The sequence below is a fragment of the uncultured Erythrobacter sp. genome (genome assembly GCF_947499705.1).
GTDB lineage: Bacteria > Pseudomonadota > Alphaproteobacteria > Sphingomonadales > Sphingomonadaceae > Erythrobacter.
Genome location: NZ_CANMPJ010000001.1, coordinates 2,400,304 through 2,426,908 on the forward strand (window position 1 = coordinate 2,400,304; position 26,605 = coordinate 2,426,908).

The following is a 26,605-nucleotide window of genomic DNA, read 5'->3' on the forward strand; positions in this document are numbered from 1 at the left end:
GCTTAGGGAGCGTAACCTTCGCTTTGGGCTATAAAGGCGCGGAGCCGCTTTGACAGGCGCGCGACATCCGCTTGATAGGCTGGATCAGCGGCCAGATTTACCGTCTCACCCGGATCCTTGCGCAGATCAAACAGCATCGCCTGTTCCTCGCGATCGGCAGAGAGATATTGCGTGTAGATCATGTCACCGCTGATCACGGTGTCGGCCTCCTTAAACCGGGAATAGAGGTAGTCTTTGTGGCCCGAATTGGGGTCTTCAAGAACCGCCGCGAAGCTTGCCCCGACCATCTGTTCTTTCAGCTCCGCGTTACCCTTAATCCCGGCCAATTCCAGCATGGTCGGGAACAGGTCGACCAGGCTGACGAGTGCATTGGGGGCAGACGCAGGCCGGGTGCCTGGCGCATCGATGATCAGCGGAATGTGCAGCGCATTGGTGAGCGTGTTGTGCTTGCCCCAGAAATTGTATTCGCCCAGATGAAAGCCGTGATCACTCGTCAGCACAATGATCGTGTTCTCGCGCAGCCCCAGCTCATCAAGGGTCAATACAATCTCACCAACCTGTTGGTCGATGAAGCTCACTGCGGCATAATAGCCAAGCAGGGACTGGCGGTGAAATTCGTCTGAATTGTACGCCTCACCTTTGAAATGGTAGAGATGGATTTCGCCTGATCCCTTAAGCCCGTCTGGCGCACCCGCAGGGGGGCGTCTTTGCGCCGATGGCCGAAAATCCGTGTCTTTATAGAGATCGAAATATTTCTGCGGCGCGTTGAACGGCAGATGCGGGCGGCGAAATCCTGCGGCAAGGAAGAATGGTTCATCGCGCGCGGCAAGACGTTTCAAATCCGCCACGGTTTTTGCCTTCACCTGCCCATCATAATAGGCTTCGTCGGGCCTGTCCGCGCCTTCATACCACGGGCCTCTGTCACCAAACCGGTCCGACGGTTTGACGTATTTCTTCGACTCTTCGGCAAAATAGGCCGGGCCTTTGACAGCCGGTTCCCATGCTCGCTCGCTCCAGCTTTCCTCATCGGAATCGCGCGGATCATGGAACACTTTGCCATTGGAAACCGTGTAATATCCGGCATCTTTGAAGACCGAAGGCAATGTCGCCGCATTCGGAACCTCGCGCTCGGCATTTGCGAGGTAATTCACAAAACGTGTTTTGTGCGGGTAAATGCTCGTCATCAAGGTTGCGCGCGATGCCCCGCAGACAGGCACATTGGCATAGGCGCGCTGAAACAGCATTCCTTGCGATGCCAGCGCATCGATATTTGGCGTTATGGCATAGGGATCGCCCATGGCGCCCATAGCCGTACGATAATCATCGACGAGGATAAGCAGCACATTTGCGGGTTTGCCATTTGCCGCGTCCACTTCGCTGCTTGGCGCTGTGGTTTGACAGCCAATCAGTGAAAAGCAGGCAAATAGAGCCGCCAGGCTCAGAGTGAAATGAAAGGGTTTCCGCATTGAACGCTTTCGACCTTTTGTGATCGCAATTGACATGAAAACTATCAGCGCAGCTACGCAGAGTAAAACGCTAACTCGGAATGTCAGGCCCTGATTTCCAGCTGTTTCACACAAGCCGGGCGACCGAAGTGGCTACCTGTGTACCTTTTGGCAGAGTGATTGCTTGTGATCGATTTTGCGTTAGGCTGTGGGCTGTCAGCAGGTGCTTGGGATCGACTGGCGAGGGAGATTGCCGTGAAACTTGGATTGGCCGCTTCAAGATTGTGTCTCGTAGCAGGGGTGGCTGGGCTGATACTGGCAGGTTCCGGAGCAGTTGCCACCACAACCGCCCCCGACAACCCCACCATCGAAGAGATGGAGGAACGGTTCAAATCACCTCCTGCCGAAGCCCGCCCGATGACCTGGTACCACGTGATGAGCGGGAACATGAGCCGCGAGGGGATCACCAAAGATCTCGAAGCGATGGCCAAAGCGGGGATCGGCGGCATCGTGCTGTTTCACGTCACACAGGGCATTCCGCACGGCACGGTGCGCTTCAACTCGCCCGAACACCTCGACCTGATCGCTCATGTCGCAGCGGAGTGTGAACGGCTCGGCCTGTTGTTCAATTTTCACAACGCAGACGGCTGGTCATCCAGCGGCGGCCCGTGGATCACGCCCGAACAATCGATGAAGCGGATCGTCTGGAGTGAGGCCATTGTCGAAGGCGGGGCTGTGAATGTTCAACTGGCTCAGCCCACTGCGCGCGGAGGTCTGTATGAAGATATCGCCGTGATCGCCTATCCTGCGCTGCCCACGGAAAAGCTGGATGCGACATTGTCCCCGGCCGTGACCGCGTCCGATCCGGCATTTGCAGTCGATCTGGTGACCGACGGCAATCGCGAAACCAGAGCAACCCTGCCCGCGAGCGAAGAACAGCCAGGCTGGGTGCAATTCTCGTACGATGATCCGGTCACGATCCGAAGTGTGTTGCTTGAAAACTCGCCAACCAGAGGGTTCGCGGCGAGCCTGGAGAGATCGGACGACGGGGTCAGATGGGAAAGCGTCAAAACGTTTCCGACCCGCCGTATCGGCAAGTTTGAATGGATGGTCGATGATGCCTTCCCGCCAGCCACTGCCCGGTATTTCCGCGTTAGCACCCCGGCAGAAATCGAATTTGGAGAGCTGACGCTTTCGGCTGTCCCCCGCATTCCCGATGTCACCCTGCATACCAGCATGGCGCAGGGCGCTGGTACGCAATTGCCTGAGCAGCTTGATAACGCTGCCGGAACACTCATCGACCCTGCGCAGATCATCGACCTTTCGGCTTCGCTAGACGAGGCCGGCAATCTGACCGCAACTCTTCCGTCCGGCGACTGGACAGTCCTGCGTTTTGGCTACACCTCAACCGGCGCGACCAATGTCATCGCCTCACACGAAGGCACCGGTTTCGAGGTCGATAAATTCGCGCCTTCTGCGTTCAAGGCCCACTATGACGGGTTTATCGGACCGGTTCTTGACCGCGCGAAGGCGGTCGCGCCCAATGCGACAAACGGCGTCATGATCGACAGTTATGAGGTTGGCGGCCAGAATTGGACACAAGGCTATGAAGACCTGTTTGCGCAAAAATTCGGCCAATCCATTGTCCCGTGGCTGCCACTTTATGCAGGGCGCCTGGTCTCCAGCCCGCAGCGCAGCCGCGATATGCTGGCTGAGATACGATCCTTCAACGCCGATCTGATCCGCGACAATTATTACGGTGTGTTCGCCGACATGATGGAGCGCCAAGGCCTGGAAAGCTATGTCCAGCCGTATGGCATGGGGCCGTATGACGACGTCGATATTGGATCAACCGCATCGGTGCCAACGGGCGAGTTCTGGATGGGTCGAGAAGTCGCGCAGCTGAACGACGCCGTTTCTGCGGGGCGTCTTTACGGCAAGAAAATGATCGCCGCCGAAGCGTTTACGGCCTTTGCATCGATCAATTGGCATTTCTCCCCGGCGCTGGGGAAGAAATGGGGTGACAGAGCGTGGGTGAACGGGATCAACCAGTTCATGTTCCACCGCTTCGCGCACCAGGCGAACACCCATGTCACGCCCGGCATGACGATGAACCGCTACGGATCGCATTTCGACCGGACCCAGCCATGGTGGGATCAGGGGGGTAAGGCGTGGTTCAAATATATGGCGCGGGGCCATTACATGCTGAGGCAGGGTTTGCCGGTCGTCGATATTGCCATGTATGTCGGCGAGGACAGTCCGGTCGCCTGTCCGGAAAAGAAGAACTTCGCCAATCGTCTACCGGCCGGCGCAGAGTTTGATTGCCTGAATGAAGAGAGCCTTCTTTCGCGCTCGCGCTTCGTCGACGGGAAATTGGTCCTGCCGAACGGTCAGAGTTACGGCATGATTTGGTGGCCGCAGAACCGCGCTCCGGGCGAAGCCGCGCTGGCCCGGATGCTTGCCGCGCGTGAGGCCGGTGTTGCCGTGGCGATGGCGCATAAGGGCGACGACGCGAAGGCCGTATTTGTGCAGGAAGGTTTGGCTGCGCGGATCGCCTCGCCCGGTCAGCTGCCTTTGTTCACGCAGCGCAGGGTCGCAGAGACGGATGTATTCTTCTTGCTCAACCTCGGCGAAGAGGCGGCCGAATATGACCTATCCTTCGATGTGGGCGGCAAGGCGCCCGAACTTTGGGATCCGGTTACCGGGGCGATCCGCCCAATGCCAGCAAAGTTGAATGCCGACGGCAGGACGGAGGTGCAAATTGATATGTTGGCAGGCCAATCGGCGTTTTTGGTTTTCGACCCAGCCAATCCCTTTGCAGAGCAGAATGCAGTCGCAATCAAGACGGAACAGGAACTGACAGGGCCTTGGACGATTGCTTTCGATCTGTTCTACAGTGACGCTGATCCGTTTGACGCCCCAGCACTGTTCGACCTGAGATCATCCGAAATTGACGAAATCAGGCACTTCTCGGGCAAGGCCACATACACCCATACATTCGATTGGTCCGGTGATGTTTCGGCGACGAACGATCGGTTGCTGCTGGAATTGGGCCAGGTTGAAGTGGCCGCGACCGTGACGCTGAACGGCGTTGGTCTGGGAACGCTGTGGACACCGCCTTATGCGCTCGACGTGACCAAAGCGATCCGGCCGGGCGAGAACGTGCTCGAAATCGAAGTTGCCAATTTGTGGGTCAACCGCCTTATCGGCGATGCCGGACTGGAAGACACCAGCGGCTTTGTCGTGGCGGACCGCTGGCCAAAGAACGACATGGTCAAATGGTACAGCGACAACGAGCCATTGCCACCGGGACCGAGACGGACCTTCACAACACAGAGTTTCTTCAAGGAGGGCGACCCGCTTGTCCCATCTGGCCTGATCGGCCCGGTGCAATTGCAACGCGAGAGTGCGGGGGACTAGGAAAATTCGGACGTGACATACCGCCCCCTGTGAGTTCCTGACTTCTCTTACAGCGCGATCAATCAGACCATGAGCTTTTGCAGCTCAGCCAGAGCAGCTGCAAAGGCGACGATTAGTTTGGCGATCTGCGAGATGGCAATCCTTCTTTGTGTGGCCAAGAGACGGTGGCGCAAAATGGGCCTGAAGGCTGGCAAAATTTAGGGCAGAGATTGGCGATAGTGACGGCTTGAGCGCTGCAAACCCCCGCAAACTGGGGCTTACCGAGAACCGACAATAATTGGAGACTAATTCTGGGGGTAGATGGCGGAGCGGGTGGGATTCGAACCCACGATACGGGGTTACCGTATACACACTTTCCAGGCGTGCGCCTTCGACCACTCGGCCACCGCTCCGCATGCCTTGATGGCAAGTCGCGCGCTCTAGCTTGGTATTATTTGCTGCGCAAGGCGTGCGCGTTGGGTGCCTCGCACCCGTCTCCGCTTCGCTCCGACCCCGACCGCCGGCCACCGCTCCGCGTGCCCTTTGGGCGGTGGCGCGCACTCGCCATGAACGGGGCGCTCCGCAAGCCAGCCTGAACTATCAGCAATGGGCACGGCGCTGCAATTATGGTAAACGAGTCGCATTGGACAGCGCTGCGCGGAATGGCATTCCCTGCGAACGCTGCCTCAAGAACCCCTTTTCGCCCTCAAAAACGCGCGGAGAGGGGTTTTGAGTCTCAGCCAGAGTTCAGTTCGAAATCCAGTTTATCTCTCGCCAGTCATACTTCTGGGTCCGAATGCCGGGCCCGCGTGGGAAGACATAGTCGGCTTGCGGCTGATATCCCAAGGCACTGCGCACATGCGGCGTGATCTTGCCGCCTGCCGATGTGAAGCTGAAACTGCGCACCTTCTCGCCCGTATCGGTCAGCTCGACCTCCACCCGGTAGCTGCCCGGTTTCGTCAGCTCGCTCATCGGGACGGCATTGGGCGTTCCGCGAAACCCCTTAGGATGAGGTTTGAGAAATACGGATTTGTGCCGCTGCATCCAATCGCGCGTGATGATCCCTGCGCGCCGCTTGGAGTGCCCGATCAGCGTGCTTCCGCGATACAGCTTGGCGATGAACTGGCGGCTGCCTGTCGCGCTGGTATCGACATCGTTCGAACCCGCCCAGAAGAACAGCGCCGCACCATCGCCGCTGCGCTGCCGGTCTGTCGCGACATAGGCCCATTTCTGCCAGGGTCCGGTGAAGCGGTAGGACGTGCCCGGCGCGAACGGATCGCTCGATACGCTCGCCTGGCTCACCGAAAACGGCACAGTTGTAACGAGCTGGCCCTTTACCTTGAAATCGAGCGCGTAGTCGCCCGGCGCGAACTTGTGCATCGCTTGTCCATCGGCAGTCGCGCGTCCGAAGACGGCGACCTGCAAGCGATAAGTGTCATAGAAGGGATAGGATTTGACCCGTTCGCCTGTTTTCTTGCGTATTTCGACCCGCATTTGCGGGCTTCCCGCAGGCGCGAAAGCGAGATCGGTATCGCCGATGCGCATTCTCCCGTCATCGAACAGGCGATAGTCCATCACGGAGCTGAGACTAACGGCCGGCGCGTTTTGCGCAGCGAGGCTGGTGGCCGAGAATATCAGCGTGATGGCTGCGGCCAGTAGCCGCCTGAAATGGATCATGTTTGTTTCCCCCTATTGAGCTCCTGTCATGATCGCTTGGTCAAGCATCGCATTGTACAATCACGCCAAAGTTCTGGCGCGGGGTTTCAAGTGATGGCAGGGTCCCGCCATGAGACACGCACTTCTCGCCGCCGCGACACTCGCCCTAACCCTGCCCGCTTCCGCACAAGAAGCACCGGAAGGCGCGCCTTCGCCGAACCAGATCGTCGATGCCGCCAGCGCTGAGGAGTGGGTGGTGATCCCGCCCGAAGACCTACTGGTGATGACGCTCGCGCCGGACGCCGAAGGGAATGAACGCGAGGTCGTAATCCAGCTGATGCCCGCGCCGTTTTCGCAAGGCTGGGTCAGCAACATCAAGACCTTAGCCCGCGCCAAATGGTATGACGGGATCACCGTCAACCGCGTCCAGGACAATTACGTCGTGCAATGGGGCGATCCGGGACATGACAACCCCGAGAGCGGCGAGACTGAGACCAAGCCGCTGCCCGAGGGGCTGAAGGTGATGGGGGAGGATGAGTATTTCACATGGGTCTCTGATCAGCAGATTCCATGGATGTGGTCTGTCACCGGCAGAATTGCCTCACGGAGCGCAGGAACGCCCCCGGGCTTTCAGATCAATCCAACCGCTGTTCCTCGTTTTTCCGACCCGTACACTTCGGCGGTTAGTTACTCCGGATCTTTTCCAGTTGGCTTGTGGTTTGGTGGTGATGGACCAGCTTCCTTTGGCTCCTTGCCTGCAAAGGCTTGGCCCGTCCACTGCTACGGCATGGTTGGCGTCGGTCGATCCTACTCGCCGGACACGGGTTCGGGTGCGGAGCTCTACACCGTGATCGGCCATGCGCCGCGCCATCTTGATCGCAACATCGCGCTGGTCGGAAGGATCGTTCACGGGATGGAGCATCTTTCTTCGCTGCCGCGCGGATCGGGCGCACTCGGTTTCTACACCGAGGAAGAGGCGGACAAGCGCACGCCGATCCTCTCGATCCGCGTCGCTGCCGACCTTTCGGAGGAAGAGCAGCCCCAGTTTGAGTACCTCTCCACCGAAAGCGAGAGCTTTGTTGCCTACACGGAAGCCCGCGCAAATCGCCGCGATCCGTTCTTCATCGTGCCCGCTGGCGGAGCGGATATCTGCAACATTCCGGTGCCGATCCGCGAGGTGGTTCCGGAGTGATGTATTCACCTCGTCATTGCGAGCGAAGCGACGCAATCCAGCTCCGGAACTGGATTGCCGCGCCACCTTCGGTGGCTCGCAATGACGGATAGGGTTAGCGCGACCCTCCCCCTGCGCCGCTGGCAGGGTGATCGCGGGACCTATCATCTCGTCACGATCACAGGAGATCAGGCTGAGACCATCACCATGCACGCCCGCCTCCACAGGCTCGAATTCGGTAAGCAGCGCGGCTTTGGATCTGTCAAAGTAATGGCCCGCATCGGCGAAACCGAATGGAAGAGCTCGGTGTTTCCAATGAACATTGATGACATGTCGCGTCAGACGAAAAACTGGACGCTTCTGGTCAGCAAGAAGGTCATGCGAGCCGAAGACCTCGCAGAAGGCGATCCTGTCGAACTCGAGCTCGAATTGCTCTAAAGCCGCTGCATCAATTCGATGCGATTGCCGAACGGATCAACTGTAAAGAAGCGCGCATATCCGGGCACAGGCTTGTCACCCTTGGTCGCAAAGCCTGCCGCTTCCAGCCGGGGTCGCAATTCATCCAGATCGTCGACCAGAAACGCAGGATGCGCCTTAGTCGCGGGCCGGAAGTCCGGGTCGATCCCAATATGCAGGTTTGCTCCGCCGCCTTCGAACCAGCAACCCTTGGGCGACAGCGTCTCGGGCTTGGTCACCTCGCGCATGCCGAGCAGGCCAATGAAGAACGCCCGCGCCTGATCCTCGCCGCCCTCGGGAATGGCGAGCTGAACATGATCCAGCCCAACAACTGCCACTAGATACGCTCGGCCTGCGCCACGGCATCGCTGGCGCGCAGTGCGCTGAGGATGCGGGTAAGGTGCGCCAGATCCTGCACTTCGGCGTCGATCTCATAGGTCGTGAAGGGATGGTCGAGCTGAGTCTGCATCAGGCTGGTCACGTTCGTCTTGTTCTGAGCGAAAATGCCCGCCATTTCGGCCAGCGTACCGGGCCGGTCGTAAATCGTCACCGTCAGCCTTCCGACGGCCCCATGCGAGCGCCGACCCCATGACAGGTCGAGCCAATCGGCGTCCACGCCGTTGGCAAGCTCAAGGCAGTCGATCGCGTGAACCTCGACCAACGCGTCTTTGCGCCGCAGCCCGACGATCCGGTCGCCGGGCACCGGGTGGCAACAGGTCGCTAGCGTGTATCCGACATCAGGCGTGAGCCCTCTGATCGAGATCACGCGTTCGCGCTGCGACCATTCCTCGTCCTCTTCGAATTCGGCAGTGCAACCCGGCACCAACGCTTCCATCACCTCACGGTCGGTCAGTTTGGCCGCGCCGATTGCGTACATCAGGTCTTCCGGGCCATCGAGATCGAGCCGGTCGATGGCCGCGCGAATGGCCTTCTTCCCGATGCGTGCAGGCACCTTCAGCGCGATCTCGTCGAACAGTTTGGAGCCGATATTGGCGATCTCCGCGCGTTCCTTCAACCGAACCGAACGGCGGATCGCAGCGCGCGCCTTACCCGTCACGACAAAGCCCAGCCACGACAGCTGCGGCTCGGCATGCTTCGCCTTGATAATCTCGACCACGTCGCCATTGTTCAGCGGCGTGCGCAGCGGCATGTGCCGCCCATTGATCTTCGCGCCCACAGTCTGCGCGCCCAGATCGGTGTGCACCGCAAACGCAAAATCGACCGAGGTTGCGCCCTTTGGCAGCTGAAACAGCGCACCTTTCGGCGTGAAGGCGAAGATACGATCCTGATAAATCGCCATGCGCGTGTGCTCGAGCAGTTCCTCGGCATCGTGACTGGCATCGACGATCTCGATCAGATCGCGCAGCCATCCAACCTCGCCATCGGCGCGGTCTTCCTGCTTGTAGGCCCAGTGCGCAGCCAGCCCGAATTCATTGCGGCGATGCATCTCGCGCGTGCGGATCTGCACTTCGACCCGCATCGAATTCTCGTACATCAAGGATGTGTGAAGGCTGCGATAACCGTTCGACTTGGGGGTCGAGATATAGTCCTTGAACCGCCCCGGAAGAAACTGCCACGTCGTGTGCAGCACGCCCATTGCACGGTAACAATCCGCTTCGTTTTCGGTCAGGACACGGAACGCCATGATGTCAGTTACCTGCTCGAACGACACGTGCCTTTCCGACATCTTGTTCCAGATAGAGAACGGGTGCTTCTCGCGGCCGGACACCTCGACATCCAGCCCGGCCTCAGCCAGCGCCTGTTTGACCTTTAGCGCAATCGCATCGACCTGCCCGCCGTCCTGGCTGCGCAATTGCTCAAGACGGTTGGTGATCGTGGCGTAGGCTTCGGGCTCCAGCTCCTTGAACGCCAGCGCCTGCATCTCGCGCATATATTCGTACATGCCGACACGCTCGGCGAGCGGCGCGTAGATATCCATCGTCTCGCGCGCGATCCGCTGGCGCTTTTCGCCGCTTTTGATGAAGTGCAGCGTGCGCATATTGTGCAGCCGGTCCGCAAGCTTGACCAGCAGGACACGAATATCCTCGGACATGGCAAGCAGGAACTTGCGCAGGTTCTCCGCCGCGCGTTCGTTCTCGGGCATCGCTTCGATCTTGGAGAGCTTGGTCACCCCGTCGACCAGCCGCGCGACGTCCTTGCCGAAATGTTGCTCGATATCCTCAATGGTGACGAGCGTATCCTCGACCGTGTCGTGCAGCAGCGCGGTGATGATGGTCTGCTCATCAAGCTGCAGGTCGGTCATCAACCCGGCGACTTCGATCGGATGGCTGAAATACGGATCACCCGAAGCGCGCTTTTGCGAGCCATGTTTCTGCACCGTGTAGACATAAGCGCGGTTAAGCGCCGCCTCATCGGCGTCAGGGTCGTAGGTTTTGACCTTTTCTACTAGTTCATACTGGCGGAGCATTGACTGCAATGTGCGTTGCCGCAGGCGCGGCTGCAAGCATTAAGACGGCTTGGACCAAAACAGCCTGAATATGGTCCTCAACTCCACGTCGCCCTAGGCGGCAGACTCATCAGGATCGCGTCAATATTGCCGCCGGTCTTCAGGCCGAAAATCGTGCCGCGGTCGTAGACGAGGTTGAACTCGGCATAGCGCCCGCGATATTCCAGTTGAACCGCTTCATCTTCGGGGGTGAAGTCGCTCTCCATCCGCTTGCGCACCAGCTTGGGGTAGATGTCGAGGAACGCCTTCCCGACATCCTGCGTGAAGGCGAAGTTGCGGTCCCAGCTGGGATCGTCGTCGCATTCCAGGTGGTCATAGAAGATCCCGCCGACCCCGCGATGGACTTCGCGGTGAGGCAGGTAGAAATACTCGTCCGCCCACTTCTTGTAGCGTTCGTAATAGGTCGGGTTGTGCGCCATGCAGGCGGCGCGCATGCTGGCGTGGAATTCCTCGGTGTCGTCCTCGTAAGGGATCGGCGGATTGAGGTCTGCTCCGCCGCCGAACCATGCCTTGCCAGTGGTCAGGAAGCGGGTGTTCATATGCACCGCCGGGACATGCGGGTTGGCCATATGCGCGACCAGACTGATGCCGGTCGCAGTGAAGCCGGGATTGGCGGGATCGGCGCCGTTGATGCTGCCCGCGAACTCCTTGGGAAAGTTGCCGCGCACGGTCGAGCAGTTCACGCCGACCTTCTCGAACACTTTGCCCTTCATCAGTCCCTGAACGCCGCCGCCGGGATCGTCATTGCCGTCTTCCTCGCGGCTCCAAGGGGTGTATTCGAACGACGCATCGGAACCGGCCTCGCGCTCGATTGCCTCGAAAGCGGCGCAAATCTGGTCGCGGAGGCTTTCAAACCAAGTCCGCGCGCGCGCCGTGTGCGATGTCCAGTCCGTCATATTCTCCATCCCATAATTGCGCACGATCATGGCGATGGCGCGGGACGTGTCAATCCGCTTTGACACAGGTCAAGTCAATCGAATGATTGCACAATGACCGCTTGCAAATTTGGGCTGGGCGGGTCATCTGAGACGCATGGTTCCCGTTTCGTTCGCACCTTTAGAATTTGCCGGAGAAGAGCTCGTTCTGCTCAAGTACAATGCGCTTTACTGGCCTCGCGAAAGGGCGCTGCTGGTCGCGGACCTGCATCTGGAAAAGGGCAGTTGGTACGCCACTCATGGACAGATGCTGCCGCCTTATGACAGCCGCGAAACGCTCGAACGGCTGGCGGATGCGGTGAAAGCGACCGGCGCCCGGCGGGTGATCACATTGGGCGACAATTTCCACGACGATGCGGGCACGCACCGCCTCGATCCTTACGCGGCAGGCATGCTCGAATCGCTCACCCGCGCGCTCGACTGGGTGTGGATCACCGGCAACCACGATGAACAGATGAGCCGCACATTCGGAGCCACTTTGGCCGAAGAGATGGACCTCGGCGGCATTGTGCTGCGCCACGAAGCCAAGCGCGGCGAAACCCAGCCCGAATTATCCGGCCACTACCACCCCAAAATGCGCGTTCGCGTAAGGAACCGCCATATCGCCCGGCCCTGCGGCGTGGTGAGCCGGGCAGAAGGACGCGGTGACCGGATGATCGCTCCCGCATTTGGTGCCTATACCGGGGGTATGGATGCAGGCTCACCGGAGATACTTGAAGCGCTCGGTCCAGCACAACGGATCGACGCCGTGCTGCCCGCAAAAGGCAAATTGGTGACCTTCCCGTTGTTCCGTGAGGCGGTTTAGTTTTTTTGCGCCCTCAAGCGCCGGGCGCGGGCCATCCGGCCCGCCTGGCTACGGCCTAGCCGGCCGACGCGCAGTCGCGCTTTGACTGCCGTGACCAAGGGAAATCGGCGCGTAGCGCCGCAAGGGCGACCGCCCGCCCGCAGCGACGCGATCAAAGATCGCATGAGCGAGGAATTCGCGCTCGCGGATGCGAGTGCGGAAAGATTTAGACTCTTCTAGCCTTTCGCCGACAGAATCCTTACATAGCCGCCAGCTAAAGACTCAGGCTGTAACAGGAGAACACACATAGCCCGTCCACCTCGGCGTTCGATGGCCCCGCCTACTAAAAGCGGCCCTCGCTACGATCAGTTTATCCAAGTCCCCAAGGTCCGCGTTATCGATGACGAAGGCGAAAACCTTGGCGTGATGTTCACCAATGAAGCGGTCGAGCAGGCCAACGACAAGGGCCTGAACCTCGTCGAAGTCTCGCCCAATGCCGATCCGCCGGTGTGCAAATTCCTCGATGTCGGCAAATACCGCTACGAAGCCCAGAAAAAGGCGAACGCGGCGCGCAAGACGCAGAAGACGCAGGACATCAAAGAAGTCAAAATGCGTCCGAACATCGACACGCACGATTACGACGTGAAGATGCGGAACGTGAACAAGTTCATCGAACAAGGCGACAAGGTGAAAGTCACCCTGCGCTTTCGCGGCCGCGAAATGGCGCACCAGCATCTCGGCATGGACTTGCTGAAGCGGGTCCAAGTCGACGTGGAAGAGATCGCCAAGGTCGAGGCATTCCCGCGGCTCGAAGGTCGGCAGATGCTGATGGTGCTCGCGCCGAAGTAACAGAAAGCCAAACAATTCAAAGGGCGGGCATCCTGCGGGGCGCCCGCCCTTTGTTTTGCCAAAACCACATTCATCCCCGACCAACGGCAGGTGTGTTCGATGAATAACACACTGAAACCGATTGGCGGCCCCACGCGTATATCCATCTAAGCTATACAATGAAGCACGGGGCGCGGATCGGTACTCCCCTGTAATCCGGTCCAAACCTCGAACCCGTGCGACCCGAAAACACCCTTGCCTAAGGCACCGCAAGAATGGCCGAGGCGTTCAGGAAGGACCCCAAAAGATGACCACCCCATTCAGGCGCTCCCACCTTCAGACCCTCTCCATCGCGCTTGGCGCGAGCGTGCTTGCGCTTGCTGCTCCGGCCGCTGCGCAATCTGCTGCCGCAACCGATGCTGGGTTTGAAACCTTCGTGCCGAGCAACTCGCCCAACAGTGACAAGATCGACTATTCGATCTGGGACGAGGCGATGAAGAACCTCGTGGTTTCGATGGGGCCATCGCTGCGACAGGGTGCCGGCCGGCCCGATCCGAGCTTTGGTTCGCGCCGCCAATATGGGCACGTCTCACGCTATCGGCTTGAAGGAACGCGGGTGATGTTCTCGTTCCTCAACACCGAAGTCATCGGCAGTTTCACCGAGTACCGCAAGGACCTGGAGGCGACTGCGGACAAGGTCGACATTCAGGCGCTCTCTCGCAACGAGCAGCTCGCCTACTGGATCAACCTCCACAATGTCGCGCTGATCGAGCAGATCGCCAATGCCTGGCCCGTGCGCCAGCCGCGCGAAATTGAAATCGGCGGCGTGCCTCTCGACGATGCCAAGTTCATCACGGTGGAAGGTATCGCGATGAGCCCGAGGGATATCCGCACCAAGATCGTCTACACGCATTGGCAGAACCCGAAGGTGATTTATGGCTTTTGGCGCGGTGATATCGGCGGGCCATCGATCCAGCGTGAAGCCTTCAACGCGGACAATGTATCGCGCCTGCTCGATCGTGGTGCTCGTGATTTCGTAAACTCGCTGCGCGGCACCGAAAAGGCCGGTAGCAAGCTGCAGGTGTCCAAGGTCTATGAGGAAGCCGCGCCTTACTTTTTCGCCAACTTCGAAACCGATCTGCGTGCCCACCTGGCTGAGTTCGCCGATGAGGACGTTAGCAAGATCCTGAGCGAGACCACCCGCACCGAAGCGACGATCACGGAATACGATATTGCCGACCTTGCTGGCGGCGTGCGCGAACCGACTTATCAGAACATCACCTCCGATGGTGTTTCGACCCGCTTCCGCATCCCGCAAAGCATGGCGCGCCTGCTTGCCCAGCGTGAGCAGAAGTTCCAGAAAATCCTGCGCGAAGGCCGAACCGGCACCGTCACATTCACCAATATCACGCTTCCGGATGAAGGTGAGAATGACGGCGAAGTGGAATAATCACCACTCCATTCTCCAAGCGACCAGTTAAGGGCCGCCGGAACCCGATCCGGCGGCCCTTATTCATTTTTGCAAGCATTCATCGAAGGTTATAGGTCAGGCTGGCACCCAAACAGGAAGACTGGACTCACTGGTTGGTGGAGGAGCCTCATGTCCTTACGAACGCAGCGCATGGCCGCTGGTGCAATTGTTTTGCTCGCGGTGTCAGCAGTTGCAGCGACGGCGGAAACTGCGCCGCATGAAGCTCTCCGCACGGCCAGCGTCTCGCAATCGAGCGGTGCAATTGCGTCACCAGCGTCCTCACCTGTCGAAGCATCCGAACCCTACGCCGTCTTCGCACCTCGCCAAAACCCGATCGAACACAAGATCGACTATTCGATCTGGACCTCGGCGCTTTCGAACTTTGTCATTTCGATGGGACCGCCGCTGCGCAAGAAGCCGTTCGAACAAGGAACATTTATCGGAACACGGCGCCGTATGGGACACAATTCGATCTATCGTCTCGAAGGCTCGATGGTCGCCTTCAGCTTTATGAACAAGGAAGTGATCGAAAGCTTCGCGGAGTATCGCCGCGACCTCGAAGGAGTGGCTGAGACGCTCGATATTCAGTCCCTGCCCCGAAATGAGCAACTCGCTTTCTGGCTGAACCTCCACAATGTTGCGCTGGTCGAACAGATTTCGAAAGAATGGCCGATACGTCAGCCCCGCGAGATCGAGATCGATGGGGTGCCGCTGGATGATGCCAAGTTCATCACAATCCGGGGGATTTCCCTGAGCCCGAAAGATATTCGGACGCGGATTGTGTTTCCCAACTGGAAGGATCCAGCCGTCATTTATGGGTTCTGGCGCGGAGAAATCGGCGGACCGGCAATGCAGCGTGAAGCATTCGCTGCCTCGACTGTGTCCAACCTGCTCGACCGGGCAGGCCGAGAATTCGCTAATTCGCGGCGCGGGGTCGAAAATCGCGGCAAGACCCTCCACGTCTCACAACTCTACGAAGAAGCTGCACCGTTCTATTTTCCCAATTTCGGTACGGATTTGAGAGAGCACTTGCTCGATTTCGCCAATGAGGACGTTCGTAAGAAGATCGGCAAGACCCGCGAAGTCAAAGCCACTCTGCGGGAACACGATATCGCCGATTTGGCGGGAGGCGCGCGGGGCAATGCCTTTTTTGCAAACGGGCGAATTGGTCCGGGCGTCGCCGATCTGCTGCGCCAGCGTCAGCAAAAGTTCGAGTACGTAGAGCGCCAAGGTATTCGTACAGGCACCGTCACATTTACCAATATCGACCTACCGGGCGACGCTCCTGACAAAGGTGAAGTCCAATAAATCGGGGAACCAAGCTGATTTATCTGCGGTTCATCTTTGGTTAGTCCGAAGAAAGATACTCCATCACATGGAGGGGTACTCGACCTGTCATAGTGGGAGACACGCGATGAAGCCTTACACGATTGTAGCCGCCCTTGCGCTTGGAAGCCTGACTGTGCCGCTTGCTGCAGAAAGCGCGTCGGCGCCGTTCCAGGCTCGCAGTTCTTCCAGCAGTTCGGCGAATGGCGATCCTTTCGAGCAGTTCGTGCCAGCAACCCAGCGCAAGGATCATCGGATCGATTATGCGCACTGGGATGAAGCGCTCGAGTGGTTCGTCATCCCTATGGGCCCTTCGCTGCGTCAAGGAGCACGAAGGCCTGATGCGGGGACCGGCACCCGCTTCGTGTACGGCCACGACTCGCGTTACCGGCTCGAAGGGAACCGTGTCGCGTTTTCGTTCCTCAGTCCGCAAATCCGCAATGCGCTGACCGAGTATCGGAAGGATCTCGAGCAAGTCGGAAACTCGCTCGACATAAGCACGCTGCCCCGCAACGAGCAGCTCGCTTTCTGGATCAACCTGCACAATGTCGCTGTTGTCGAAGCGGTGGCGCTCGAATATCCGATGCGCGAACCGGCAAAGCGGACATTCGGGACCAACAACGCAACCCTGCAGGACGCGAAGTTGGTAACGATTGGCGGCATCGATTTGTCGCCGCGCGATATTCGCGAAAAGATCGTCTATCCCAATTGGAAAGACCCCAAGGTGATCTACGCCTTTTGGCGCGGAGAAATTGGCGGGCCGAGTATACAGCGCACCGCATTCACCGGTGCCAATGTCGATTTCCTGCTGTCGCTAGGCGCCGAGGAATTCGTCAATTCACTGCGCGGAATCGAATCGTTCGGCGGCGCATTGCAAGTGAGCAAGATCTATCAGGAAGCCGAACCTTTCTATTTCCAGGATAGGGAAGATCTGCGCGCCCACTTGGCAAAATTCGCCCGCGATGACGTCAAGAAACTGATCGCCAAGAAAGATCGGATCGCTTTCAATCGCTACGAAAGTGACATCGCGGACATGCTCTATGGACGCGGGGATCCCGGCCTGACCTGGGTCTGTGTTCAGGGGCGCGGTGGGGAAGGTATTCCAACCAATGGGGCATCTGCTGTTGGCCTTTGCAGTGACGAGCCGGTTGTAACAGATCGCGCAGCCAAGCGTTTGATGCTTGAGCGCGCGCAGAAGCTCAACCGCGCATGGCGGCGCGGCATCCGCACCGGGACAGTCATCTTTGGCAATGGCGACTTTGCCGACGGCGAAACCCCCAAAGAGGTCGAGTAGTCCTGACAGGGGGGGCTTTCGCGGTCCGCCCTACCCGAACACTTCCGCGATCTGGTTGTAGTCGGCCTCGACTTCCCCTTGCCGCGCATAGCGCCACCAGAAATGGCCGGTCGCGCCGCCGGTAAGGGCACCGAACGCAGCGAAGAAAACTGTCGCGCCCCAAATCTCGCCAAACAGAAGCGCCGAAATGCCCATCGCGACCAATCCGCCTCCAATCAATCCGCCAGACAGATAAGCGCGGCGGCTCTCCTCCCCGCGTTTCTTGAGCCAGAACGTCACCGGCAAACCAACCAGCACAAGTCCCATACCGGCGGCGGCAAATCCGATCAGGAACGGCATGAACATGAAAAACAGCCCGCCGCCGATACCGTCGCTGAGCAACGAGACACCGACAGCCATTGTAATGAGCGTGGGGAGGCTGGTGCCGATGAGCGACCCCATCCCCGCAGCCTTCACGCCGGCCAATAGAGTCTGCGCCCCGTCCATGCGCTCACACTAGACAGCACGCCTGCGCCCCGCAACAATGCGGGCTGCACAGCAAGGGGCGCGATTTCGACATGACAGCACGGCGGATCGGACTGGTCCTCGGCCCCCTCGTTTTTGCGCTCACCGCGTTCACTGCGCCGCCTGCCGGAATGGGCAGTGAGGCATGGCTGGTGGCTGGCCTTGTGGTGTGGATGGCGGCGTGGTGGATGACCGAAGCGCTCCCGCTGACCGCAACAGCGCTACTCCCTTTCATTGTCCTCCCGCTCGGCGGGATCATGACCGCGCCCGAGACGGCCAGCGCATATTACGCGCCGATCCTGTTTCTGCTGCTGGGCGGCGCGTTCATAGCGCTCGCGATAGAACGAACCGGTCTGCACAGACGATTGAGCCTCGCGATCCTGAAAACCATCGGGACCAGCGGCGGTCAGACCCGATTGCTGTTCGCCTTCATGATATCCGCCGCGCTGCTTTCGATGGTGATTTCTAACACCTCAACCACGCTGATCATGATGCCAATGGCGCTGGCGGTTATTGCTGGGGGAGGACTCAGCGAGGGCCAACAAGAAGGTCTCGCAGGGGCGTTGCCGATGGGTATCGCATTCGCCGCGACGATCGGCGGGCTTGGCACCATAGTTGGCTCGCCAACCAATGGGATCGCTGTTCAACTGCTCGACAATATGATCGGGCTGGAGATCAGCTTCGCCCAGTGGATGGCTTTCGGCTTTCCAATTGTGCTTTTGGGAGTGCCGCTCGCGACCTGGATTGTCTCGCGTGTGCAGCGGATTGCGGCCCATCCGTTCGACATCCACGCAGCGCGCGCGGCGATTGACGATCATGCGCCGTGGTCCAGCGCAGAGAAACGCCTTGTGCCGATCATCGCCATCACTTTCCTGCTGTGGATGTCGCGCCAATGGGTTGCCCCTTTCATGCCAGAGCGAAGCTGGACCGACGGCACCATCGCCGTGCTGGCCAGCCTTGCGCTGTTCCTGCTTCCCGACGGCACCGGCCGCCCACTGCTGATCTGGAAGGAAGCCGACCGCGCACCGTGGGGTGTGATCATGATGTTCGGCGGCGGCCTGGCGCTGGCTGCGGGAATGCAAGAGAGCGGGCTGGCCGAATGGCTTGGCAATGCGCTGCTGCCGCTTGAAACGGTGCCCTTGGTGCTGATGGTGCTCGCCATCGTGGCGATGGTCGTGCTGGTCACGGAGTTCGCCAGCAATGTTGCGACCGCCAGCGCGATCATCCCGGTGGTCGCAAGCCTTGCCGCCGCCTTGGGCATGGGTGAGCAGGCAATCCTCATTGCGATGCCAGCCGCATTGGCCGCGAGTTGGGGCTTCATCCTACCTGCGGGAACAGGACCGAACGCCATCGCGTGGAGCACCGGGCGATTGCGGATCGAGCGCTTGGTCAGTGCCGGAATAGTGCTCGATCTGGTCGGGATCGCAATGATCGTCGGGATTGTGTGGGGCGTCGCGGCAATCACCTGAACCACCGCGACACGTCGTCAGTGATCCCACATGGGAACCGGGTGTTTCTTCATCTCATGCATATCGCCGCCGCTCGCGCGGTCCCAGAAGCGGCCGCCGACAATCTGCTCAGCATCATAGGTGTTGATCAGATACTCACCTAGCGGCTCGGTCAGCTTCTTGTTCTCCATGTAGAACGTCCACAGCTTCAAGCCGCCATTGCGGTGCTCTGCGAGCACCGATTTGATGAAGGCGTGCGGCACCGGGATGTTGATGCCGTATTCGTCCTTCTCATCACCGATCATCTCGATCGGCTTGGTAAAGTCGAAAACGGGGCAATTGAGCACGTAGGTTTCGAGCACCTTGTCGCCCTCATTCAGAGTGCGCACCGCCTCTTCGAGCTTGCGCCATATCTGCCGATTGAAATCACCCGTTTGCGGCGACATGTTCGACATCAGGAACGTCTCGCTGTTCTCGATATGCCTCAGGTCGGAGTTGGCGCTGGAAACCAGATGCCCCCGGTCATAGCCGCTGCCGCGGTAGGCGCTGAGTGAACTGCGAAACCGGTGCGGAATGCGCACATCGGCCCGGAAATTGTTCATGCGCTTGGCTTTGGTAAAGGCGGTTGCCGCAAACTCCTTGCCCCCGCGATTCACGATTTCCAAAGTCCACTTGGCCTGCCGGAAATACCACGAATACCCGATGGTAAAGTATCGCCCTGTCAAAATCTGATCGCAGACCGGCGCGCCGTAACGCAGCTCGCGTTGCATTTGAAATGGATCGTCCATTCACCCCTCCCCTTCTTCTGTTGCCAAAGAAATTGGCAAATCAATGCGTGCCACCCGGAGTGATTTTGTTCTCGTTTGCGAGTATAGAAATACAAGAAGCGGCGCCTTTAGATTGTAGAATGACGCCAATCACGTTCCCGCCCAGTCACCTGCGCAATCCGCCTCACAACCGGTTGCATATGCAACTATCCCGCGATATTCAGCCGCCATTGCAAGGCCGCTTGGGGAGAGGCGCTTCTGCGGAGGTTAGAAGCGGGTGCCCCTCGGCCCGGATCGGCTCCTGCCTTCCTGGGAGCGCATGCATAGGAAGGTATCCGCATCATGACGGACGCTATCGACGCGACTGACACCCCGACCCCTCGCCGCAAGCCCAAGCCGAAGAAGCTCAAAATTGGCGGGCGCGAATTGCGGCCATCGACTCTGATGATGGGGCACGGTTTCGACCCGACCCTCTCGGAAGGTTCGCTGAAGGCTCCGATCTTCCTCACATCAACCTTCGCATTCGAAAGTGCGGCAGCGGGCAAGCGCCACTTTGAAGGCATCACGGGCAAGCGCCCCGGCGGCGCGGAAGGTCTGGTCTATTCGCGCTTCAACGGCCCGAACCAGGAAATCCTCGAAGACAGGTTGGCGGTCTGGGACGGCGCGGAGGACGCACTCACCTTCTCCAGCGGCATGACCGCGATCTGCATCCTGATGATGGCCTATGTCAGCCACGGCGATGTGATCGTGCATTCCGGCCCCCTCTACGCCGCATCCGAAGGATTCGTTGCCAAGGTGCTGAGCAAGTTCGGCGTCACCTATGTCGATTTCCCCGCCGGAGCGAGCCGCGAAGAGATCGACGACGTGCTGAAGCGCGCCAAGAAACAAGCGGGCGAAAATGGCGGCAAGGTCGCGATGATCTATCTCGAAAGCCCCGCAAACCCGACCAACGCGCTAGTCGATATCGAAGCAGTCAAGGAAGCGCGCGATGCGAACCTGAAATGGGATTGCCCGATCGCAATCGACAACACCTTCCTCGGCCCGCTGTGGCAGCGTCCGCTCGATCACGGCGCGGATATCGTCGCCTACTCGCTGACCAAATATGTCGGCGGGCATTCCGATCTTGTTGCCGGCTCGATCGCTGGCGCGAAAAAGTGGATGGACCCGGTGCGCGCGCTACGCAACACGATGGGCGGGATTGTCGATCCCAACACCGCCTGGATGCTACTGCGTTCGCTGGAGACGGTTGAGTTGCGGATGCAGCGTGCGGGCGAGAACGCGGCCAAGGTTTGCGATTTCCTTGCCGCGCATCCCAAGGTCGAAGGTCTGGGCTATCTTGGCCACATCACCGATCCGCGCCAACAGGACATCTATGATCGCCACTGCAAAGGCGCAGGTTCGACCTTCAGCGTATTCATCAAGGGCGGCGAAGAGGAAAGCTTCCGCTTCCTCGACAACCTCACCATCGCCAAGCTCGCGGTCAGCCTCGGCGGAACCGAAACGCTCGCCAGCCATCCGGCGGCAATGACGCATCTTTCGGTCCCGCCAGAGCGCAAGGCGGCGCTTGGCATTACCGACAATCTCGTGCGGATCAGCATCGGGATCGAGGATGCTGACGATCTGATCGCGGACTTCGAACAGGCGCTGGAACACGTTTAAGCACAGTCAAAGTTGACGCGTTCAGCCAAGTAACTTGGCGCGTTCCTTCAAAGCGCTTCGGCGCGGTTGTGTTAGAAACAACCATCGCCGAACGCCGGAGGAGCGCGTCATGAATCTGGAAATCATCCTGCTGATCATCGGGGTCCTGTTGCTCGTGGGATCGATCGCGTCCTATTGGAAGGATACCTCGAAAGCCGTTTTTCCGGCCCTGCTGGCGGTTGGCGGCATCTTCCTGTGCGGGGCGCAAACAGTGCGCGCCAACATCCCCGGGATTGGCGAGATTGAGCTGCTGAAGGACACTGCCGACAAGACGTCGGATGCGGCCGTCGCGCTGGCCGAGGCATCGGCAGCTAACAAGCAGGCGATCGACGCGATCAATGCGGAGCTCGAAGTGTCGCGCGAGACGTTCGACACGTTCCGCGATCAGGTGAACCGCCGCTTCCGCAGCCTCAACCAGCGTCCCGTCTCGCTCACTCAGCCGCAGATACAGCGGATCGAACAATCACAAACGCTTGCTCGCCAGAGAATTGAAGCCGCACAATCGGCAAACTCCGATGTTCGCGAGAAAATCGACTTGCTGCGAGAACTACCTAAGCTAGATGGTGTGGGACAATAGTCCGCTCGGTGCCTGCCGGGCATAGGAGCATATCTGTTGGCAAGAATTGGCTGGTTGAACGCGATAAAAGGGGCAGCGCTGCTCGCATGCCTTTCCCTTGCCGTTCCAGCAGCCGCTCAGTTCGAGATTACCTATCCCGACGAGCCACCTGAAGAAGGTCAGACCCTGCTTGAATGGGCGCGGCCGCCAATCCTCGATCACACCATTCCCGAGCCTGAGCGCAGCGACGTATCGACCTGCGGCGCGCGCCATGATTTTGACCTTGATCGGGTCGCGGTGACATGTTGGCCTGTCTTGCGAGCGACACAGCTCTGGACATTGGCCAGCTTTGCCCAAGGCGAACCATCCGGCGACACCCGAGCCAATCAACGCCAAGCCATCGGCTATGCGGATCAGACTCTCGACTTCATCGGAGAGCCACGCTGGCCGCTGCAAGAGCATCTCCGCTCGAAGGCGCTCGAAACCAAACTCTCCGCGCTGGTGAAGCTGGAAGACTGGAATGCGGCGCTGGAGACCGCCCGCGCGCTGATCGCGAATATCGACGGCGACTTAATGCTGCATGATGACTTCAGAAAGGGCTTTGCGCACCGCCGCTATGGCGACATCCTGCTGCAATTGGGGCGGTCGGAAGAAGCACGTGCCGATCTGGAGATTGCGCGGCAATTGCTGGATGGTTCCGACGCGGACAAGGCTGGCTGGCCAATCAGCACTTACAGTGAGAACGTCATCGCCGATGCGACCCGCAAGGGCGATCTCACCTATGCCGAGCAGGCGGTGGATCGGTATCTCGCCAAAATCCGCACTTTCGGCAAAGGCTGGCAGTTCGGCATCGACGATCACCGCGATCTCAAACTCTATTTGCTGGCAGCTCGCGGCGATGCGCAATCGGCGCTGACTTTGCTGGATGAGCGCTTTGCCGACGAAGAATCTAACAATCGCTGCAAAGACGGCCAATTCAAATTCCCGATGGTGCTCGCTCCGCTGCGGGATACCCCGGGCATCGTCGAACGGCTCCGCGCGGGCGGCTGCAGGGTCGTCGATATTGCTGGCCTGGAGACCGCTGCGAAATGGGGCATCCGAGACCGCTCTGGTGAGATTCTGCTGCCCTACCCTGAGGCTGGCTGGTCGGACTTCTGACCCAAACGGGGATGCCACTGGAACAAGTCTGATTATCAGACTACCCTCCTCCCAAACGGGAGAAGCAGCATGACCGACAACCGCAAACCAGTCTTTCTCGTAATCGGTGCGGGCGCCGGAATCGGCGGCCACGCGGCTGCTCGCTTTGCGGCGGGTGGCTATCACGCGGTGCTCGCGCGGCGCTCTGATGAAGCAGGCCTTGCGAGGCTGGTCGGCGAAATCGAGGATGCTGGTGGGTCGGCAAGCGGCAAGCTGCTCAACGCGAGCGAAGATGGCGCGATTGAAGAACTGGTCGAGCGGGTCGAGCGCGACATCGGCCCGATCGACACCGCGCTCTACAATCTTGGAGCGCAGATCGGGAACCGCAAGCTGCACGACACGCCGCACCGGACTTTCGAGCTTGGCTGGCGACTAGGCTGCTACGGCGTGTTCCGCCTCGCCCACGCCGCATTCCCGGAAATGGTCGAACGCGGGCGCGGCAACCTGCTGGTGACCTCCGCCACATCGGCAGTCCGCGGCAATGCCGGACAGCACAGCCACGCCGCAGCGATGGGCGGACGGCGGATGCTCTGCCAGACGCTCAACGCAGAGTTTGGCCCGCAAGGCATCCATGTCGCGCATATCGTGGTTGACGGCTCAGTCGATGCGCCGGACACGCTCGGAAAGCTGCTCGGAGACAAGTGGGAGAGCTACAAGGCGTCAAAGGGCGAGGAAGGCGTGATCGATCCCAGCGCGCTGGCGGAGACCTATTGGCACCTCGCGCAGCAGCCAAAGAATTGCTGGAGTCATGAGGTTGATGCGCGGCCATGGAAAGATGTCGCGTGGTGGAACGACAATCCCAATCCGACGATCAATTCGACGGCAGATAGGCCCGGGTTCGCTGGGCCGAAGGGCGAGTAGTCAGCGGCGTTCGAAACGCGATTGACTGAGCCTAAATCGACAAGCGCAAACTATTGCACTTTCCGGAATACAACGTTCTCAGCCAGGGCCGCCGACACAATCGCACCCGTGACCGCGCCGTTCTCATCTCGCTCGAACTCAACCTTTTGCAGACCAGATCCCGGACCGACAAACGTGTCCTGTTCAAAGGCGGCGAGCGTAACGTCGGGAAGGCGAAGATGAGAGGCTACCAGTGAGTCATCGACAACACTGAGGATGTAGCGCGTTTGCAGTTCCTCACTGAAAAACACGCCGGTAAAGTCCTGCAAATCGAGCGTTTCCGGATCGAGCGGATTTACGTTTGTTCTGTCGGCCGTCAGTTCACCGTTCAGCCCGATCACGTATTTGAGATCCTGGGCCTGCTCGCCCGCCTCATTGTCAAACCTGATCGATATCTGATTTGCGGAATTCAGGACAAATTGCCCCTTGCCCGACTGCGCCAGTGCCAATGACTGTTCAGTGCCATAGGGGGTGAACAGCAGTTTGCCCTCAGCGTTTGAGATGTCAAAGATGGCTCCCGGGAACAGTTCATAGAAGCCCGCATAGCTATCCAGTTCAGCTTGTGTGGCTTCGCTCCAGTCAACGGGGACTGGCTCTTCGAATGCCTCGCTATCCGCAACGTAAATATCGGTCAGCGCAAACCCCAGATTCGCTGGGTCGACATCGCTCCGATTGCTCAGCATGGCCACCACAAGGTTCTCGCTAGGGACCCTCAGCAGGAACGAGCGAAATCCCGCGATCCGGCCACCATGCGACCAAGTCTCCAGCCCGTTGTGAACCCGCAGTTCCTGACCTCGTGACAGCGGAGACACTTCGCCACTCTCCGTCATGCCGCGCTGCTCCATCAGGTCAAAGACGCGCTCGCTGCCCACCGTACGGGATTGAAAGTTCGCCGCCCACTTTGCCAGATCGGCAACGGTTGTGATCACACCTGTAGAGCCCACGATCTCCCGGTTGAGATTGCTCTTGGTCAGCCCCCCTCTGCGCACATTGTAGGAATAGGCAATATTCGGAACAATCGCGCTGCGATCGGACTGGATCATCGTGTCGTCCATCCCAAGTGGCGCGAAAATTGTTGCTCGCATGTGCTCTTCGAACGGTTGGCCTGAGACTTTCTCTACGATCTTGGCCAGCACCGCATAGCCCGTATTGCTGTATTCGATCTCTTGCGCTGGCTCGAAGTTGAAACCCTTCTGCGATGTAATCATCGAATATTGCTGATGCTGTGTGACGATGTCATCTGGCAGCCAGCCTGCCATGGTCAGCAGACTTCCGACCTCTTTCAGCCCGCTCATATGGTCCAGCAGATGAGCAACGGTAAACTTCGTCGGCAAATGATTCAGTTCTGGCAGAACCACGCGCACGTCATCATCCAAGCGCAGCTTGCCCTCGTCCACCAGCGTCAGAACCGCAAAGGCCGTAAACTGTTTGGAAATTGAGGCGGCGTGAAACGCTGTATTCTCGGTTATCGCGACGCCCTGCTCAATGTCTGCAGTGCCATAGCCTTTCTGAAAGACAGTCTGGCCATCTTTCACGATTAGGACCGCTACGCCCGGGCCATCTTCTGCTTCCCATTCCAGCAGTAGTGCATGGACGGCAGATTCCTTAGTCGAGGCTTGGACAGCCTCCTGAGCATGGGAAGGTGTAACCGCGGCAATACCCAAGCTTGCAGCGCAGAAGCCGATCAACGCCGATGTGATAAACCGCATCGACTACCCCTTCCACTCCCGCCGCTCCTCGGCCATCCGCAGCACGTCATATGCCACCTGGATCGCTTGGAATTGCTTGGCGGCTTCTTCGTCGCCCGGTTTTACGTCGGGGTGCACTTCCTTGGCCTTGGCGCGGTAGGCTTTTTTGACGGCGTCGAAATCCGCGTCCGCCTCCAGTTCGAGCAGTTCCAGCGCGCGCATTTCGTCGGCGCTTCGGGAGCCATCGCCCGCCCCGCTCCATCCGTAATGCGATGCCTCGGCATAGCCTTCGCTTTCCTGCCGCTCTGCCTTGGCCCGCTCGGCTTTCTGCTCCTTGTCGAGCCCTTCGAAATAGTCCCAGCCCTTGTTGTATTCCGCCGCGTGCTTTTGGCAGAAATACCAGCGGTCAGGGCTGTTGGGCGATTTGGGCGCAGGACACAGGCCCGGCTCGTCACAGCCGTGGCGGTCGCACTCGCGCTGCGCCACCGTCTCGCGGGAGGATTCGTAAGGCCGCCAGCGCGGAAAGCCCCAATCGTCGGAACGCTTCCTGCGGCTCATACCGAGCCGCCGGTGCAAGGATTATTGATGACGTTGGTCGAATGCATTGTCGCACCC

At 59.3% G+C, this 26,605-nt stretch carries 22 protein-coding genes and 1 tRNA gene; 13 read left to right on the plus strand and 10 right to left on the minus strand.

All coding sequences use genetic code 11. From position 1 onward, the window contains the following. Positions 1-2 precede the first annotated feature (2 nt). On the minus strand, positions 3-1,466 hold the full coding sequence (locus tag Q0837_RS11200; RefSeq protein ID WP_298468951.1) for a sulfatase: 1,464 nt from the start codon (positions 1,464-1,466) through the stop codon (positions 3-5). A 234-nt stretch (positions 1,467-1,700) separates the two neighbouring features. On the opposite strand from Q0837_RS11200, the gene Q0837_RS11205 reads away from it, so the two are divergent. Then, positions 1,701-4,865: a glycosyl hydrolase gene (locus Q0837_RS11205; protein ID WP_298468954.1), complete on the plus strand. Its 3,165-nt coding sequence runs from the start codon at positions 1,701-1,703 to the stop codon at positions 4,863-4,865. Between the two features lie 301 nt (positions 4,866-5,166). Here Q0837_RS11205 and Q0837_RS11210 read toward each other — a convergent pair. Next, a tRNA-Ser gene (locus tag Q0837_RS11210) sits at positions 5,167-5,257 on the minus strand. A gap of 334 nt (positions 5,258-5,591) precedes the next feature. Further along, complete coding sequence (locus tag Q0837_RS11215) at positions 5,592-6,521, minus strand: hypothetical protein (protein ID WP_298468957.1); 930 nt, start codon at positions 6,519-6,521, stop codon at positions 5,592-5,594. Between the two features lie 109 nt (positions 6,522-6,630). On the opposite strand from Q0837_RS11215, the gene Q0837_RS11220 reads away from it, so the two are divergent. Both Q0837_RS11220 and Q0837_RS11225 read left to right on the plus strand, forming a co-directional pair. After that, positions 6,631-7,692 (plus strand): peptidylprolyl isomerase, encoded by a 1,062-nt coding sequence (locus Q0837_RS11220; RefSeq protein ID WP_298468960.1) that lies wholly within the window; start codon positions 6,631-6,633, stop codon positions 7,690-7,692. Positions 7,693-7,773: 81 nt separating this feature from the next. Further along, positions 7,774-8,109: a DUF1905 domain-containing protein gene (locus Q0837_RS11225; protein WP_298468963.1), complete on the plus strand. Its 336-nt coding sequence runs from the start codon at positions 7,774-7,776 to the stop codon at positions 8,107-8,109. Here Q0837_RS11225 and Q0837_RS11230 read toward each other — a convergent pair. The 3 genes from Q0837_RS11230 to hemF all read right to left on the minus strand — a co-directional run bounded on the left by Q0837_RS11230 (position 8,106) and on the right by hemF (position 11,490). After that, positions 8,106-8,465: a VOC family protein gene (locus Q0837_RS11230; RefSeq protein ID WP_298468967.1), complete on the minus strand. Its 360-nt coding sequence runs from the start codon at positions 8,463-8,465 to the stop codon at positions 8,106-8,108. The genes Q0837_RS11225 and Q0837_RS11230 overlap by 4 nt on opposite strands. Beyond that, a complete protein-coding gene (locus Q0837_RS11235) occupies positions 8,465-10,555 on the minus strand; it encodes a bifunctional (p)ppGpp synthetase/guanosine-3',5'-bis(diphosphate) 3'-pyrophosphohydrolase (protein WP_298468970.1) in 2,091 nt (696 codons plus the stop codon). The genes Q0837_RS11230 and Q0837_RS11235 overlap by 1 nt, the downstream gene beginning before the upstream one ends. 77 nt (positions 10,556-10,632) lie before the next feature. Continuing rightward, positions 10,633-11,490, minus strand: coding sequence for an oxygen-dependent coproporphyrinogen oxidase (gene hemF / locus Q0837_RS11240; RefSeq protein ID WP_298469888.1), 858 nt, complete (start codon positions 11,488-11,490; stop codon positions 10,633-10,635). Between the two features lie 136 nt (positions 11,491-11,626). On the opposite strand from hemF, the gene pdeM reads away from it, so the two are divergent. The 5 genes from pdeM (at position 11,627) to Q0837_RS11265 (ending at position 17,232) form a co-directional block, all read left to right on the plus strand. Beyond that, positions 11,627-12,334 carry a ligase-associated DNA damage response endonuclease PdeM gene (gene pdeM, locus Q0837_RS11245; protein WP_298468973.1) on the plus strand — a complete coding sequence of 236 codons (708 nt, stop codon included), beginning with the start codon at positions 11,627-11,629 and terminating at the stop codon, positions 12,332-12,334. Positions 12,335-12,643: 309 nt separating this feature from the next. Then, on the plus strand, positions 12,644-13,162 hold the full coding sequence (gene infC, locus Q0837_RS11250) for a translation initiation factor IF-3 (protein ID WP_298468976.1): 519 nt from the start codon (positions 12,644-12,646) through the stop codon (positions 13,160-13,162). A 286-nt stretch (positions 13,163-13,448) separates the two neighbouring features. Next, the gene (locus Q0837_RS11255) at positions 13,449-14,591 is read left to right on the plus strand and encodes a DUF547 domain-containing protein (RefSeq protein WP_298468979.1); all 1,143 of its coding nucleotides are present in this window, start codon (positions 13,449-13,451) and stop codon (positions 14,589-14,591) included. Between the two features lie 150 nt (positions 14,592-14,741). Beyond that, complete coding sequence (locus tag Q0837_RS11260; RefSeq protein ID WP_298468983.1) at positions 14,742-15,920, plus strand: DUF547 domain-containing protein; 1,179 nt, start codon at positions 14,742-14,744, stop codon at positions 15,918-15,920. Between the two features lie 106 nt (positions 15,921-16,026). Next, complete coding sequence (locus Q0837_RS11265; RefSeq protein WP_298468986.1) at positions 16,027-17,232, plus strand: DUF547 domain-containing protein; 1,206 nt, start codon at positions 16,027-16,029, stop codon at positions 17,230-17,232. Between the two features lie 30 nt (positions 17,233-17,262). Here the strand turns inward: Q0837_RS11265 and Q0837_RS11270 are convergent, their stop codons facing one another. After that, positions 17,263-17,718: a hypothetical protein gene (locus tag Q0837_RS11270; protein ID WP_298468991.1), complete on the minus strand. Its 456-nt coding sequence runs from the start codon at positions 17,716-17,718 to the stop codon at positions 17,263-17,265. A 71-nt stretch (positions 17,719-17,789) separates the two neighbouring features. On the opposite strand from Q0837_RS11270, the gene Q0837_RS11275 reads away from it, so the two are divergent. Continuing rightward, positions 17,790-19,205 (plus strand): DASS family sodium-coupled anion symporter, encoded by a 1,416-nt coding sequence (locus tag Q0837_RS11275; RefSeq protein ID WP_298468994.1) that lies wholly within the window; start codon positions 17,790-17,792, stop codon positions 19,203-19,205. Between the two features lie 17 nt (positions 19,206-19,222). Here the strand turns inward: Q0837_RS11275 and Q0837_RS11280 are convergent, their stop codons facing one another. Continuing rightward, on the minus strand, positions 19,223-19,972 hold the full coding sequence (locus tag Q0837_RS11280; RefSeq protein WP_298468996.1) for a DNA/RNA non-specific endonuclease: 750 nt from the start codon (positions 19,970-19,972) through the stop codon (positions 19,223-19,225). Positions 19,973-20,293: 321 nt separating this feature from the next. Between Q0837_RS11280 and Q0837_RS11285 the strand changes: the two genes are divergently transcribed. From Q0837_RS11285 to Q0837_RS11300, 4 genes are all read left to right on the plus strand, one after another. Further along, complete coding sequence (locus Q0837_RS11285; RefSeq protein ID WP_298468999.1) at positions 20,294-21,610, plus strand: cystathionine gamma-synthase family protein; 1,317 nt, start codon at positions 20,294-20,296, stop codon at positions 21,608-21,610. Positions 21,611-21,719: 109 nt separating this feature from the next. Beyond that, positions 21,720-22,226: a hypothetical protein gene (locus Q0837_RS11290; protein ID WP_298469002.1), complete on the plus strand. Its 507-nt coding sequence runs from the start codon at positions 21,720-21,722 to the stop codon at positions 22,224-22,226. A 54-nt stretch (positions 22,227-22,280) separates the two neighbouring features. Beyond that, positions 22,281-23,363 carry a hypothetical protein gene (locus Q0837_RS11295; protein WP_298469005.1) on the plus strand — a complete coding sequence of 361 codons (1,083 nt, stop codon included), beginning with the start codon at positions 22,281-22,283 and terminating at the stop codon, positions 23,361-23,363. 69 nt (positions 23,364-23,432) lie between these two features. Then, a complete protein-coding gene (locus tag Q0837_RS11300) occupies positions 23,433-24,263 on the plus strand; it encodes an SDR family NAD(P)-dependent oxidoreductase (RefSeq protein WP_298469008.1) in 831 nt (276 codons plus the stop codon). 50 nt (positions 24,264-24,313) lie between these two features. On the opposite strand, the gene Q0837_RS11305 is transcribed toward Q0837_RS11300, so the two are convergent. Together Q0837_RS11305 and Q0837_RS11310 are read right to left on the minus strand one after the other, a co-directional pair. Beyond that, the gene (locus Q0837_RS11305; protein WP_298469011.1) at positions 24,314-26,011 is read right to left on the minus strand and encodes a serine hydrolase; all 1,698 of its coding nucleotides are present in this window, start codon (positions 26,009-26,011) and stop codon (positions 24,314-24,316) included. A gap of 3 nt (positions 26,012-26,014) precedes the next feature. Beyond that, positions 26,015-26,548, minus strand: a complete 534-nt coding sequence (locus tag Q0837_RS11310; RefSeq protein WP_298469014.1) for a J domain-containing protein — start codon at positions 26,546-26,548, stop codon at positions 26,015-26,017. Positions 26,549-26,605: the final 57 nt, after the last annotated feature.

Bases quoted from the DNA above. Each gene is read 5' to 3' on its own strand.
- Q0837_RS11265 (WP_298468986.1), top strand. From the start codon at position 16,027: ATGAAGCCTTACACGATTGTAGCCGCCCTTGCGCTTGGAAGCCTGACT.
- infC (WP_298468976.1), top strand. From the start codon at position 12,644: ATGGCCCCGCCTACTAAAAGCGGCCCTCGCTACGATCAGTTTATCCAA.
- Q0837_RS11225 (WP_298468963.1), top strand. From the start codon at position 7,774: ATGACGGATAGGGTTAGCGCGACCCTCCCCCTGCGCCGCTGGCAGGGT.
- Q0837_RS11270 (WP_298468991.1), bottom strand. From the start codon at position 17,718: ATGGACGGGGCGCAGACTCTATTGGCCGGCGTGAAGGCTGCGGGGATG.
- Q0837_RS11300 (WP_298469008.1), top strand. From the start codon at position 23,433: ATGACCGACAACCGCAAACCAGTCTTTCTCGTAATCGGTGCGGGCGCC.
- Q0837_RS11280 (WP_298468996.1), bottom strand. From the start codon at position 19,972: ATGGACGATCCATTTCAAATGCAACGCGAGCTGCGTTACGGCGCGCCG.
- Q0837_RS11255 (WP_298468979.1), top strand. From the start codon at position 13,449: ATGACCACCCCATTCAGGCGCTCCCACCTTCAGACCCTCTCCATCGCG.
- Q0837_RS11215 (WP_298468957.1), bottom strand. From the start codon at position 6,521: ATGATCCATTTCAGGCGGCTACTGGCCGCAGCCATCACGCTGATATTC.
- pdeM (WP_298468973.1), top strand. From the start codon at position 11,627: ATGGTTCCCGTTTCGTTCGCACCTTTAGAATTTGCCGGAGAAGAGCTC.
- Q0837_RS11220 (WP_298468960.1), top strand. From the start codon at position 6,631: ATGAGACACGCACTTCTCGCCGCCGCGACACTCGCCCTAACCCTGCCC.
- Q0837_RS11200 (WP_298468951.1), bottom strand. From the start codon at position 1,466: ATGCGGAAACCCTTTCATTTCACTCTGAGCCTGGCGGCTCTATTTGCC.
- Q0837_RS11290 (WP_298469002.1), top strand. From the start codon at position 21,720: ATGAATCTGGAAATCATCCTGCTGATCATCGGGGTCCTGTTGCTCGTG.
- Q0837_RS11285 (WP_298468999.1), top strand. From the start codon at position 20,294: ATGACGGACGCTATCGACGCGACTGACACCCCGACCCCTCGCCGCAAG.
- Q0837_RS11235 (WP_298468970.1), bottom strand. From the start codon at position 10,555: ATGCTCCGCCAGTATGAACTAGTAGAAAAGGTCAAAACCTACGACCCT.
- Q0837_RS11305 (WP_298469011.1), bottom strand. From the start codon at position 26,011: ATGCGGTTTATCACATCGGCGTTGATCGGCTTCTGCGCTGCAAGCTTG.
- hemF (WP_298469888.1), bottom strand. From the start codon at position 11,490: ATGACGGACTGGACATCGCACACGGCGCGCGCGCGGACTTGGTTTGAA.
- Q0837_RS11275 (WP_298468994.1), top strand. From the start codon at position 17,790: ATGACAGCACGGCGGATCGGACTGGTCCTCGGCCCCCTCGTTTTTGCG.
- Q0837_RS11310 (WP_298469014.1), bottom strand. From the start codon at position 26,548: ATGAGCCGCAGGAAGCGTTCCGACGATTGGGGCTTTCCGCGCTGGCGG.
- Q0837_RS11260 (WP_298468983.1), top strand. From the start codon at position 14,742: ATGTCCTTACGAACGCAGCGCATGGCCGCTGGTGCAATTGTTTTGCTC.